This is a genomic window from Rhizobium aethiopicum (genome assembly GCF_014197535.1).
Taxonomy (GTDB): domain Bacteria; phylum Pseudomonadota; class Alphaproteobacteria; order Rhizobiales; family Rhizobiaceae; genus Rhizobium; species Rhizobium aethiopicum_A.
This window is the reverse complement of record NZ_JACIFV010000009.1, coordinates 101238-114323: the sequence shown is the minus strand read 5'-3', so window position 1 is coordinate 114323 and position 13086 is coordinate 101238. Positions and strand designations below refer to the sequence as shown.

General features: G+C 62.3%; 12 protein-coding genes. 9 read left to right on the top strand and 3 right to left on the bottom strand.

The genetic code is table 11. The features are described 5' to 3' along the window. Nucleotides 1-16 precede the first annotated feature (16 nt). Genes GGD53_RS14965 through GGD53_RS14945 form a run of 5 tightly spaced genes read left to right on the top strand, consistent with a single transcriptional unit; the run spans nt 17 to nt 6040 of the window. Nucleotides 17-193: a hypothetical protein gene (locus GGD53_RS14965; protein WP_184457231.1), complete on the top strand. Its 177-nt coding sequence runs from the start codon at nt 17-19 to the stop codon at nt 191-193. After that, the gene (locus GGD53_RS14960; protein WP_184457230.1) at nt 183-2327 is read left to right on the top strand and encodes a PAS domain S-box protein; all 2145 of its coding nucleotides are present in this window, start codon (nt 183-185) and stop codon (nt 2325-2327) included. The genes GGD53_RS14965 and GGD53_RS14960 overlap by 11 nt, the downstream gene beginning before the upstream one ends. Continuing rightward, nucleotides 2314-2739 (top strand): response regulator, encoded by a 426-nt coding sequence (locus GGD53_RS14955; RefSeq protein ID WP_064800648.1) that lies wholly within the window; start codon nt 2314-2316, stop codon nt 2737-2739. Before GGD53_RS14960 ends, GGD53_RS14955 begins: the two co-directional genes overlap by 14 nt. Nucleotides 2740-2743: 4 nt before the next feature. Beyond that, nucleotides 2744-4339, top strand: a complete 1596-nt coding sequence (locus GGD53_RS14950; protein ID WP_184457228.1) for a response regulator — start codon at nt 2744-2746, stop codon at nt 4337-4339. Nucleotides 4340-4360: 21 nt separating this feature from the next. After that, nucleotides 4361-6040, top strand: a complete 1680-nt coding sequence (locus GGD53_RS14945) for a VOC family protein (protein WP_210303215.1) — start codon at nt 4361-4363, stop codon at nt 6038-6040. Here GGD53_RS14945 and GGD53_RS14940 read toward each other — a convergent pair. From GGD53_RS14940 to GGD53_RS14930, 3 genes are all read right to left on the bottom strand, one after another. Next, nucleotides 6006-6911 carry a DMT family transporter gene (locus GGD53_RS14940; protein WP_184457224.1) on the bottom strand — a complete coding sequence of 302 codons (906 nt, stop codon included), beginning with the start codon at nt 6909-6911 and terminating at the stop codon, nt 6006-6008. The genes GGD53_RS14945 and GGD53_RS14940 overlap by 35 nt on opposite strands. A 110-nt stretch (nt 6912-7021) precedes the next feature. Next, a complete protein-coding gene (locus GGD53_RS14935; protein WP_184457223.1) occupies nt 7022-8506 on the bottom strand; it encodes an FAD/NAD(P)-binding protein in 1485 nt (494 codons plus the stop codon). A gap of 50 nt (nt 8507-8556) precedes the next feature. Further along, the gene (locus tag GGD53_RS14930) at nt 8557-8985 is read right to left on the bottom strand and encodes an OsmC family protein (protein WP_184457221.1); all 429 of its coding nucleotides are present in this window, start codon (nt 8983-8985) and stop codon (nt 8557-8559) included. 143 nt (nt 8986-9128) lie between these two features. Between GGD53_RS14930 and GGD53_RS14925 the strand changes: the two genes are divergently transcribed. The 4 genes from GGD53_RS14925 (at nt 9129) to ligD (ending at nt 13071) form a co-directional block, all read left to right on the top strand. Further along, complete coding sequence (locus tag GGD53_RS14925) at nt 9129-9389, top strand: hypothetical protein (protein ID WP_184457219.1); 261 nt, start codon at nt 9129-9131, stop codon at nt 9387-9389. A 69-nt stretch (nt 9390-9458) separates the two neighbouring features. Then, complete coding sequence (locus GGD53_RS14920; RefSeq protein ID WP_184457217.1) at nt 9459-9689, top strand: DUF2188 domain-containing protein; 231 nt, start codon at nt 9459-9461, stop codon at nt 9687-9689. Nucleotides 9690-9707: 18 nt separating this feature from the next. Beyond that, nucleotides 9708-10559 carry a Ku protein gene (locus GGD53_RS14915; protein ID WP_184457215.1) on the top strand — a complete coding sequence of 284 codons (852 nt, stop codon included), beginning with the start codon at nt 9708-9710 and terminating at the stop codon, nt 10557-10559. A gap of 1 nt (nt 10560) precedes the next feature. Beyond that, nucleotides 10561-13071, top strand: coding sequence for a DNA ligase D (gene ligD / locus GGD53_RS14910; protein ID WP_184457213.1), 2511 nt, complete (start codon nt 10561-10563; stop codon nt 13069-13071). The last annotated feature ends 15 nt before the right edge of the window (nt 13072-13086 follow it).

The following is a 13086-nucleotide window of genomic DNA, read 5'->3' as shown; positions in this document are numbered from 1 at the left end:
TTTGGGTATTGTTCGAATGAACTTCGTTGTCCTTCGACGTCACGATATCGCGATTTCACCAAAATTCGACCTGTTCGATCGAAAAATCATTTCGGAAAAAGCGCAGCGGCGGCGTTCGCTGGCTATTGAGTATTCCTCGATTTCGGAAAAAATGGCCGCGCGAACCGAGAGAGGATACACGGGTGCAGGATAAGGGCAACGTGGACCTGCAGGACCAGCGGAGGCGATGGCGCTACCGTGCCTTCGCGATTGCGGTCGGCTGCCTGCTGTTCCTTCTCGGGGTGAGCGCCCTTGCCGGCTGGCTGCTGCAGATCAAGGTCGTCATTTCGCTCTTCCCCGGCTTTCCGTCGATGGCCTTCAACACCGGGCTCTGCTTCATGCTTTCCGGCCTTGGGCTTGCCGCCTCGACGCTTGCTGCCCGTCGCTTTCTTACAATGGCAACGATCATGACAGGGGTTGCAGCGGCGATCGCGGCAGCCCGGCTCGTGGAAATCGCAACGGCCGGCCGGACCGTCCATTATGTCGACCAGTTAATCACCCGCTTGGTGATTCCGCCCGATTTCATTGCAGAAATCGGCGGCGGCATGGGACCCAATACGGCGCTGATCTTTCTGATTGCCAATCTTTCGCTGCTGCTCTCGCTCCATGCGGACAAGCCTGGAAATCAGGTGGTGCAGGAGCTGACCGCCTATGTCGTCGTCACACTCGGCATGATCGCGCTCGCCGGTTATCTCACCGATGCCGAACAGGGCTACCGCTGGGGCCCCTATGCGGCGATGGCGTTGCACACGGCGATCGGCATGGTGCTTTTCGGCGCGGGCCTGCTTGCCCGCTCCTGGTGGATGCAGCCGGCAAACCGGGCGCAGATTCCGCTCTGGATTCCAGCGGCGGTCTGCTTCACCGGCCTTGTCGTCGATCTCTATACGCCGCTCGGCCTTGCCAACGGCATTCTTTACGTGCCGCTGGTGCTGACGGCGCTCTGGTTCGGCAACAGGAATGCGCCGCTCTTCTTCGCCTTTGCCTGCACCGTGCTCCTCATGCTCGGCTTCTTCGCCGTTAGGCATGACGAGGCGGCATTCTGGCAGGAGATCGCCAACCGCACCATCACCGCCGCCACGCTCTGGCTGATCGCCATCCTCGTCTTCTATTTCCTGCGCAACAACAACAACCTGGAAGCCGAGCGCGTTCGCTTCGGCGCGCTGGCGCGTAGCACGCCCGATGCCGTCCTCGTTATCGACGGGCGCGGAACGATCAAGAGTTTCAATCCGGCAGCCGAAAGCATGTTCGGCTATTCGCCGCAGGAAACGGTCGGCCGGAACATCAAGATGCTGATGCCTGAGCCTTATCATTCCGAGCATGACGGCTATCTCGCCCACTACCGGCAGACCGGCGAGGAGCGCATCATCGGCACGACGCGCATGGTCTCCGGGCGGCGCAAGAACGGCATCGTCTTCCCGATCGAAGTGTCCATCAGCGTTGTTGTCAGCGGCGAGACCAAGACCTTCGTCGGCATCGTACGCGATATCAGCGAGCGCGTGCGGCAGGAAGAACGGATGAAGACGACGCTCGCCCAGCTCGAGGCCTACACGGCCGAGCTCGAGCGCAGCAACCACGACCTCGACGAATTCGCCTATATTGCCTCGCATGACCTGAAGGAACCGCTGCGCGGCCTGCACAACCACTCGCGTTTTCTCCTCGAGGATTATGAGGACAAGCTCGACGCGGACGGCGTGCGCCGGCTGAACCGGCTCGTGCGTCTGAGCCAGCGGATGGAGAAGCTTGTCAACGACCTGCTCTACTTCTCCCGGCTCGGGCGGCAGCAGCTGGCAGTCAAACGCACCGATATCAGCCTGATCGTCAAGGATGTGGTCGCGACAATGGAGCTGCTGCTGGAAGAGCGGCATGCCAGGGTCGTCACCGACGGCCGGCTCCCTGACGTGGTCTGCGACGCGCCGCGGCTGACCGAAGTGTTCCGCAATCTCATCACCAATGCGATCAAGTACAACGACAAGCCGGCGCCGCTGGTCTCGATCGGCTATCTCGAGCGGTTCGTCGGCAAGGACGGCACGGTTGCCCGCAACGTGTTTTTCGTTAGGGATAACGGCAAGGGAATACCCCAGGAATTCCATGAGGATATTTTCCGCATTTTCAAACGGCTCGAAAAGTCGCAGGATTCCGACGACGGGACCGGAGCAGGCCTTACCTTCGTCCGCAAGATCATCGCGCGGCACAACGGCGATATCTGGCTGGAGTCCGAAGTCGGCGTCGGCACTACGTTCTATTTCACCCTGGGAAGAAAACGCGAGGGGCAGAATGCAGCAGCGTGACACGCAACCGATTTTGATCGTCGAAGACAGTGAAGACGATTTCGAAGCGACGATGCGGGCCTTCAAACGCACCAACCTGCGCAACTCGATCCGCTGGGCCGCCTCGGGTCAGGAAGCACTCGACATGCTCGGCGTGATGGTGCCGAAACCAGGGCTGATCCTGCTCGATCTCAACATGCCGGGACTCGACGGCCGCAAGACGTTGGAAGCGATCAAGTCGAACGACGGCTGGCGCAAAATTCCGGTGGTGATCCTGACGACGTCAGACGATGAACGCGACATCGAAGGCTGCTACGCGCTCGGCGCCAACACCTATGTGCAGAAGCCGGTCGATCTCGACGGTCTCTTCGCCGCGATCCAGCGGTTAAAGGAATATTGGTTCGAAATCGCGATCCTGCCGCTCGAGGACTGACGGTTTGGCGGAAGACTGCTGCATTCTCATCATCGACGACAACATCGACGACCGCGAGGTCTATCGGCGCATTCTGGGCCGCGTCTCCAGCACGGCCTATAACGTCCTCGAGGCGGAGACGGGTGAAGAGGGCCGCGCTCTCAACAGCCGGAAACGGCCGAACTGCATCCTGCTCGACTATTCGCTGCCGGGGCGCGACGGGCTCGGTGTTCTTGCCGATATTTTGGAGGACGATCCCGTCGCCAACGTCATCGTGCTGACCGGTCAAGGCAGCGAAACCGTCGCCGTCGAGGTGATGAAGAGCGGCGCGCGCGACTATCTCACCAAGGATTCGCTTTCACCCGAAACGCTGCATCGCTGCATCCAGAACGCCATCATGCATGGCATGCTGGAAGGCCAGCTGGAGCAGAAGCGGCAGTCGCTTGAGATCTTCACGCGCGCCATGGCGCATGATCTGAAGGAGCCGCTGAGGACGATCAAATCCTTCAGCCGGATCCTGCACGGTTCTGCAGTGCTTCCGGCCGAAGACCGAGAGCTGCTCGATTATGTCTTAAGCGCCGCCGACCATATGGAGGACCTGATCGTCAAGGTCTCGAATTTCACCAAGCTCGAGGCCTATGGCGGGCCGCAGCTGACGCCGGTCTCGCTGTCCGATGTGCTCGACCAGGTGGAGGACAATTTGCGGCAGCAGATGGAAAGCCGTGGAGCCGTCATCAACCGTGGGCCGCTGCCGGAGGTGATGGGCGATGCGACGCTGCTCACCCAGCTTCTGCAAAACCTGGTGTCGAATGCCATCCGCTATTGTGATCAAAAGATTCCGGAGGTCCAAATCTCGGGCGAAGCGCATGGGGATAGCTGCCGCCTGATGGTGCGTGACAACGGACCGGGCATCGATCCCCAGCACCGCGAGCTGATCTTCCAGCCATTCAAACGGCTCGTCGGCCGCGGCATCGAGGGCACCGGACTCGGCCTAGCCATCTGCCGCCGCATCGCGCAGCTGCATGGCGGCTCGATCTGGTGCGAAGCGGACAAGGGACCCGGCGCCGCCTTCATCGTCGAGATGCCGCTCGCCGAGGCACGGCCCGCGCCGCCCACCGCGTCAACCGTTCCGCCCAGCCTGAAGCCCGCGGAGCAGCCGGGCGAAGGTTCCGGCAGGCTTGCCGAAGTGCTGCTGGTCGAAGACAGCCCCGCCGACATCCAGATTCTGAAGATCAAGCTGATGCGGCGGGAGAAGGTGACCTTCAACCTGCATGTTGCCACCAACGGGCGCGAGGCGATGCGGCTGCTCGAAGAGCGCGCCGGCATAGCCGATGTGCCGCAGATCGACCTGATGCTGCTCGACATCAACATGCCGATCATGGACGGTTTCGAGGTGCTGAACGCGCTTTCGGCCGATGCCCGTCTGAAACGGATTCCCGTCTGCATTCTCAGCACCTCAAGCGATGAGACCGACATGCAACGGGCCAGAAATCTCGGCGCGCGGGCCTATATGGTGAAGCCGCCGACCCTGCAGCAACTGGAAGAGGCGCTCGAAGATGTCGATCATTTGGAACTGCTGCAGCGCGGCGATTCGCTTGCGCTTTGCGCGGAACAAAACTAAGCGGTGGTCATTGGCAACGGTATGACTTTCGCAGCTCTCATACTCGCGCTCCTGACGACGCTTCAATCAGGACAGCTCTCGATGGTATCAGGCATACATCACGTTACAGCCATCACCCGAAAGGTGCAGGCGAACGTAGATTTTTACGCCGGCTTTCTCGGCATGCGCCTCGTCAAGCAGACGGCCGGCTACGAGGATGCGACGCAGCTCCATCTGTTCTACGGCGATTCGGCAGGCACGCCGGGTTCGCTCGTCAGCTTCCTCGTCTGGGAGGATGGCGCGCCCGGCCGGGCGGGTTACGGCCAGATCAGCGAAATTTCGCTGGCGATCGATCCGGCGAGCGTCGGCTACTGGTTGACGCGCGCCATGAGCTTCGGCCTGCGCTCGGAAGGACCCGCCGATGAATTCGGCGAGCCCGTTCTCAGGCTGAAAGACCCCGACAATATCATCCTCAAGCTCGCGGGCGCAAAGAACCTCACATCGCCTGCTGTCTGGGACGGCGCCTCGATCCCGGTCGAGCATGCCGTCAAGCGTGTGCGCGGCGCAACCATGCTGACGGAAAAGCCGGCCGAGAGCCGCAGCTTCCTCGAGCGCCATTTCGGCTACCGCTTCCAGGCCAACCGCGGCACGATCGACAGGCTGGTGTCGCAATCGGGCGACGTCATCGACGTGCGCGATGCGCGCGGTTTCTGGTCCGGCGCGCCGGGAACCGGCACTGTCGATCATGTCGCCTTCCGGGCCGCCGATGAGGAGGAGCTGCGTTCGGTTTCCGAGGCGCTTGAGAAGACCGATGCATCGCCGACCAACATGCACGACCGCAAGTATTTCCGCTCGCTCTATGCCCGCGAGCCGGGCGGAACGCTGGTGGAGCTTGCAACCGACAAGCCCGGCATGACTGTCGACGAAGAGCATGCGGCCCTCGGCACCAAGCTCTTCGCGCCGCCGGGCGCGATCACCAGTCTCGACGACCTCAAGGTGGTTCTGCCGCAATTTTCGATGCCCGGCCAGCCGCGCATCAATTACCGCGAGCTGCCGTTCGTCCATCGCTTCTATACGCCGCCCAATCCCGACGGCAGTGTCTTCGTGCTGCTGCACGGCTCGGGCGGCAATGAGACGACACTGATGCCGCTCCTCAACAAGGCGGCGCCGCGCGCGACCCTGCTCGGCGTCCGTGGCCGGGCGACGGAAGAGGGTTTTCCGCGCTGGTACAAGCGCATCACCCCCTTCTCCTTCGACCAGAACGACATCAAGACCGAGGCCGAAGCCTTTGCGGCCTTTATCGAAGGCGCCGTCAAATCCTATGGCCTAGATCCCAAGAAGATCGTCTATGTCGGCTATTCCAACGGCGCCAACCTGTTGAACTCGCTGCTCTACCTGCACCCGAACCTCGTTCACAAGGCGGTGCTGCTACGCTCCATGCCGGTCCTCAGCGACTATCCGCATGCCGATCTGAAGGGCACGGACCTGCTGGTCATCAGCGGCAAGACCGACGCCTACGGCAAATATGCGAGCGAGCTGGAGGAAAGGCTGAAGAGTTCGGGCGCCACCGTCGATTCCGACGTCATCCCCGGCGGCCACGATCTCGGCGACGCAGATGTGCCGATCATCCAGAAGTGGCTGCTCCAGAGAATGGGGGATGATCCACCGCCGCTGGAGCAGCAGGCGGTCAAGCCGACGAGCGAGCCGTTCGGGCAACCATAATGCCGGCGAGCACCACTGCGGCGCCCAGCGCCTGCATCGTCCCGATCGCCTCATTGAGCAGCGCCCAGGCGAGGATTGCGGCGACGACCGGCTGCAGCAGCAGCGTCAGCGATGAAAAGGCGGGCGGCAGATAGGCCAGCGCATAGGTGATCGCCACCTGCCCGCCGGCATGGCTGACAAAGGCGAGGCCGAAGAGGATCGACCAGCCGTAAAGGGTCGCCGGCAGCATCTGCCCTTCGAAGAAGAAGGCGATCGGGAAGATGCAGACGGCAGCCGATGCCGTGCTCCACAGCATGATGCGGATCGTAGCGAACCGGCTGCGCAGCCTGCCGATCGCCAGGATATAGCAGGCATAGAAGAAGGCGGCGATCATCGCGGTGCCGTCGCCGCTCAGATCCCCGTGGCCGAGCCCTGCCGGTCCGCCTTTCAAGATAACGACACCGGCGAGCGCCAGGCCCAGTCCCAGCAGGAAAACGCCGCTGGTTCGCGCCTTAAAAAACAGGACGGCGATCAGTGTGACGAAAACAGGCGCGAGGTTTGCAAGCAGCGTCGCGTTGGCGACCGAGGTCATGGTGAGCGAAAGATGCCAGGCGGCGAGGTCGAGCGCCAACATGAGGCCCGGAAGAGCCAGCAGGCCATAATCGGAAAGGCTTTGCGGCTTCGGCCCCGCATCCTTCTTCACGAGCGAGACGATCAAGATCGGAATCAGCGCCAGTGCCACACGCCAGAAGGCAGTGGCCATCGGCCCGGCTTCGGACAGTCGGACGAAGATCGGCGAACCGCCGATCGCTGCCCCGCCGAGAATGAGCGCCGCAAGGGCCAGACGATTGGAAGGCGAGGCTCCGGCGAGGGTGGAAGCAGGCTGCGACATGATCTCGATATTTCTGATTGCCCGCAGACCGGCGGCGGGCCATTAACTGCCGAGTGAGTAGCAGAAGTCGACCGCCGGCGACAGTCGAAGAACGACTTCCGAACGGAAAATCAGGCCGGGCGGGTGTTCGTCGCGGCCATCCGCAGCTTTGCGGCGATTTCGCCTGCAACGAAGAAGGCATGCTCGGTCACCTGCGGCAGCCCCATCAGTTCGCCGAAAGTGCCGCGCGCCAGCGGGCCGGAGATCAATAACGAAGGCTCCGCCTTGCCCGACGGACCAATCGCCTCCGACTGCTCGGTGCAGGCAAGGCCGAGGCCTGTGGGATCGAGCGACAGGTGGCCGCTTGCGGCAAGCGCCGCGAGCCAGGGCTGGGTTTCGAGAATGCCGCCATGCGCCGGCCCGGTGGTGACGACGACGGCGTCATAGCTCCGCTCCAACGGCTGGCGCCGGTGGCGCGGCTGCAGGCTGCAAACGATAAGCTCGCCTTCAATGCGCGCATCGGCGACCGACCCGGCAAGGATTTCCAGGCGGCCGGCGGCAGTCGCCGCGTCGAGCACGGCTTCCACCTGCGGCGCGATGCGGAACCGATGCACATCCCAATAGGGACGCAGATGACGGACGAGACGGCGCCGTTCGGCGACCGGCAGCGCCTGCCAGAGATCGTGTCCCTGCGCCCGCACCTGATCAATCACGCCGTGCCAGCTTATGCCCTGCGCCTTCGCGGCCTCTATGTCGGCGCGGATCCTGACAAGCAGCGCAAGGGCGGAATGCGCGGCATGGGAGACGAAGTCTCCAAAGAGCTGCTGCGGTATCGGCGCATGGCCGCGCGAACGCAGGCCGCGGCGCGAGATCGCCGTCACAGGCCCATCATGACCGCACTCGGCAAGAGAGGCGATGACATCGGCGGCGGTCAAGCCGTTGCCGATGACCAGCACCCGGTCATGCCGGCCGATCACGCCGAGCGCGCCCGGCTTGGTGGTATCGGCGACGAAGCGGGGATGGGCCGCCAAGCTGGCGGCAAGCCGGCCGGGCGCTGCCGGCGGCGGATGGCTGGTGGCGATCGCAACTATATCGGCCTCAGTCACCCCGCCTTTGTCGTCCTGGATCGACCAGCGGCCGCCCCGGCGCTCAAGACCGATCACGCGGGCGCGGTTGTGCAGCACGACGCCTTCTTCCTGCAGCGGCTTGAGAAGCGAGGCGACATATTCGCCGAAGAGCCGGCGCCGGGGGAAGAGCATGCCGTCCGGTTGCCTCGCCCCTGGATCGTCCGCGACGGCATCGCGGGCTTCGATCCAGGCCTGGAACTCGCCTAGATCGTCGGGCTGCAGGCTCATCTTGGCGGCGGGAACATTGATACGGTGTGCCGGATCGTCCGTATCATAGGCAAGGCCGCGGCCGAGCTCCGCGCGCGGTTCGAAGACCATGATGACCGGGGGCTCACCGCAATTTGCCCTGGCGAGATGATAGGCGACACCCGCGCCGGAGAAGCCGCCGCCGATAATGGCGACGACGGGTTGTTCAGACATCGGGAGAGGCTTCAGATGCATGGCGGCCGGGATATTCACTTTCGATGCCCGAGCATAAATGCCGGACATTTCCCACGCAATCTCCCTCTCCCCAATTGTCTAGGTTTCGAGTGCGGCCCCTATCTCGCTATCGTGGTCGAGAATTCGGGAGTGCCGCGGATGGTGTTGCTGACCGTGCAGATCTCGTCTTCGGCGGCATCGACGATCTTGCGGCGGGTCTGTTCGTCGACATCGCCCTTGATCGAGAAGACGATGTTGAATTTCGCAACACGTGAGAGCCCTTCCGGCGCCTTCTCGCCGGTGACGTCGGCCGTGATCTCGCTGATCCTGTCGAGAACCCCCATCTGACTGGCTGCAATGCGGGCACTGAGCACGAGACAGGCCGAGAGCGAGGCATAGAGCAGATCGAGCGGGCTGAAGCCCGGCTGAGAGGGTGCGGTGACGATATCGATCTCACCCTTGGTGGTGGACGTGACATGCGGAAAGCCGGTACGGCCGAGAGTGGCGATAGCACCTGTCGGACGGGGGCGAGCCTTGAGATCGGCCATGAAAAAATCCTCTGACAACAGCCTCGCAGAGATAGCGAGTTACGCCTCGGTCCGCAACGACGGCGCAACGCTTGTCACGGAACCTTTCCATCCGTCATCAGTTGACTACACCTGAACGAAATCAGTGACAAAGGTGCATAGCGATGCCGCATGCCCGCAACATGCATCGCCAGAATCGGCGGATGGACGCCCGCGACCGGCTGATCGTCGCGCTCTATGCACAGCTGAAGGCAGAGCGGGAAACGCGCGAGACGCTGGAATGGGCGATCCGCAACGGCGCCATCTCGCAGGAGGTGCTTGAGGCTATCGCGGCCGATCCGGTTCCCGTCGTCACCAGCGAGGACATCACCTCCCTCGAGAAAATCATCGCGCTCGATGAAAGGCGCAAACCAAATCGGAACTAGGCGTGATGCCGAAGCGTGCGCGGTTTTCGGCCGACACCATGCCATCGAACTGAAAAGAGGAGATCCGAAATGGCTGACATCACCTATCAGGTCGTGCCGCATGACAATGGCTGGGCCTACAAGCTCGGTGACACGCTGTCGGAAACCTATGCGACGGCTGAGGAAGCAATTATCCACGCCAAGGATGCTGCGTCACGTCAGAAAATCGGCGACGGCGACGCGTTGCTCGCCTATCCTGCACCCGACGGCGGCTGGGCGTTCCAGGAGCTCGAAACCGACAAGAGCAACAGTCGGCTCTGATTTGCAACGGAGGATGGCATGGCCGCGCGGGCAAGCTGGAAAGGTCATCTGAAGGTAGGCGACCTTGCTTGCGCCGTCGGGCTCTACACAGCCATCTCCTCCTCCGACCGCGTTTCCTTCAACATCATCAACCGCAGGACCGGCCACCGGGTGGAACGGCAATTCGTCGACAGCGAGACCGGCAAACCGGTCGAGCGGGACGATCAGGTCAAGGGTTATCAGATGGAGAATGGCGACTACATCGTCATCGAAGGCGATGAGATCGCAGAGATCGTGCCGGAGAGCGACAAGGTGCTCAACGTCAAGGCTTTCATCGCCTATGACGATATCGACAAGCTTTATTTCGATCGCCCCTATTACCTCGCACCTGCCGACGAACATGATGTAGAAACGCTGTCGCTGATCGTCCGCAGCATGTGCGACGGCAAGGTCGCGGCGCTCGCCCAAGCCGTGCTTTTCCGGCGCATCCGAACGCTGCTGATCCGGCCTCATGAGGGCCACATCATCGCGACCACGCTGAACTTCGACTATGAGGTGCGCTCGGCCGAGGCAGTCTTCAAAGACATTCCCGACATCAAGTTCGACAAGGAGATGCTCGAGCTCGCCGGTCACATCATAGAGACCAAGCACGGGAGCTTCGATCCGAGCGCCTACGAGGACCGCTACGAGGCGGCCCTCGTCGAACTGGTGAAGGCAAAGATCGACGGCCGGGCGCCGCCGAAGAAGAAACCGGCGCCCGAAGGCAAGGTCGTCGACCTGATGGAGGCGCTGCGCCAAAGCGCGGGCATGAGCGGCAAGACGGCGAAGAAGGCGTCGGCAAAGAAGAAGGCGCCGGCGCGCAGCGATAGCCAAAGGAAGAAGGCAGGCTGAGATGGCCCTCGAGACCTATCAGGCGAAGCGCAATTTCAAACTCACTCCGGAGCCACGTGGTCGCTTGGGCCGCAGCAGCGGCAACAGTTTCGTCATCCAGAAGCATGACGCAACGAGGCTGCACTATGACTTCCGGCTGGAGATGGATGGGGTGCTGAAGAGCTGGGCGGTGACCAAAGGGCCGAGCCTCAACCCCGAGGACAAGCGCCTTGCCGTACACGTCGAAGATCACCCGCTTTCCTATGGCGATTTCGAAGGCATCATTCCAAAAGGTCAATATGGCAGCGGCACTGTCATCGTCTGGGATCGCGGCACCTGGACGCCGCTCGGCGATGCGCACATGGACTATCGCGAGGGCCATATGGAATTCGAGCTCGATGGCGAAAAGCTGAAGGGTCGCTGGCACCTCGTGCGCATGCATGGCCGGCCGGGGGAAAAGCGGGAGAACTGGCTGCTGATCAAAGGAGACGACGCCGAGGCGCGTCGCGACGGCGACATTCTCAAGGAGCGGCCGGAATCGGCAAAGACCGGCCGCCAACTCGAAGAGGTGGCGGAAAATCCGGATGCGACCGGGGAGTTCAAGTCGAAAGACGGCAAGGCGATTGCCGCCAAAACACCGGCGGCAAAGGCCAAATCTCCGGCGCCCCGAGAACGCGACTGGCCGAAGGGTGCACGCAAGGGCGCAATGCCCGATTTCATCGAACCGGCGCTTGCCAAGCTGAAGCCGAAGCCGCCGGCTGGTGACCGCTGGATCCATGAAATCAAGTTCGACGGCTACCGGCTGCAGGTCAGGGTCGAGAACGGTAAGGTCAAAATGTTGACCCGCAGCGGCCTCGACTGGACGGAGAAATTCGGCAGCGAGGTGCTCGAGGCCTTTGCCGCCCTGCCGGTGCAATCGGCGGTGATCGACGGCGAAATCGTCGTCGAGCGCGATACCGGCGCCTCGGATTTCTCAGCGCTCCAACGCGATCTCAGCGAAGGCCGTGATGATCGCTTCGTCTTCTATGCCTTCGATCTTCTGCACCTCGACGGCCACAGCCTGGTCAATGTGGCGCTGATCGATCGCAAGCAGTTGCTCGAAAGCCTGCTGCCCGACGACAACGACAAGCTGCGCTACAGCGGGCATTTCAACGAAAGCGGCGGCCTGGTGCTCGACCATGCCTGCCGGCTCAGCCTCGAAGGGGTGATTTCCAAACTGCGCGACAGCAAATACACGTCGGGACGCAAAGGCGATTGGATCAAATCGAAATGTTCGCACCGGCAGGAATTCGTCATCGGCGGCTACGTGCCGTCGACGTCGATGAAGAATGCGATCGGCTCGCTGGCGATGGGCTATTACCAGGACGGCGAGCTCAAGCATGTCGGGCGCGTCGGCACCGGATATACGGCGGCAACCGCGCAGCTGCTCTATGAGAAACTGTCGCGTCTGACGCAGAACGAGAATTCATTCGATGACACGCTGACATCGGAGGAGCGGCGCGGGCTGATCTATGTGAGACCGCAGCTGGTCGGCGAGGTCGAATTCCGCGCCTGGTCGGCTGATGGCAATCTGCGCCACGCGGCCTTCCGCGGCCTGCGAGAAGACAAGCCTGCCAAGGACGTGACGCGCGAGACGGAAAAGACCATGGCCCCTGCCCTGCCGAAATCAGCGGTGAGACTCACCCACCCCGACCGCATCTACTGGCCGGACGAGGGTGTTACCAAGGAGGGGCTGGCCAATTATTACGCCCAGGTCTGGCGCTTCATGGCGCCTTTTGTCGTCAACCGGCCGCTGGCGCTCCTGCGCCTGCCGGACGGGATCAACGGCCGGCAGCGGTTTTTCCAGAAGCACGCCTGGAAAGGCATGAACTCGCATATCCAGGAGATTACCGACCCCAAGGACAAGCAGGGGGAGAAGCTGCTCAGAATTACCGATTTCGACGGCATCATGGCGCTGGTGCAATCGGCCGCGCTTGAAATCCACCCCTGGGGCACAACGACCGGCAATTGGGAAAAGCCCGATATGATCACCATGGACCTCGATCCCGACGACGAGGTGGCGTGGGCAGATGTGATCGCCGCTGCTTACCAATTGAAGGAGCGGCTGGAGGCCGAAGGCCTCGCCGCCTTCGTCAAGACCTCGGGCGGCAAGGGGCTGCATGTGGTGACGCCGCTCACGCCGAAGGCCGGCTGGGCCGAGGTGAAGGGCTTCGCCAAATGGCTTGCCGACAGCATGTCCGCCGACGATCCCGACCGTTATCTGGCGACGGCGACGAAGGCCAAACGCAAGGGGAAGATCTTCATCGACTATCTCCGCAACGGTCGCGGCAATACGGCGGTCGCACCCTATTCGACACGGGCACGGCCGGGTGCTGCGGTCTCGATGCCGCTGGAATGGAGCGAACTCACGGCCGATGTCGGGCCAGCCTATTTCACGGTTGATAATACGCCAACCCGGCTCGACGCGTTGCCGCAAGATCCCTGGGACGGATTTTTCGCCGCGGCGAAGCCGTTGGAAAAGAAGAAGCGGTAGAAGAAGCCTTCCCAG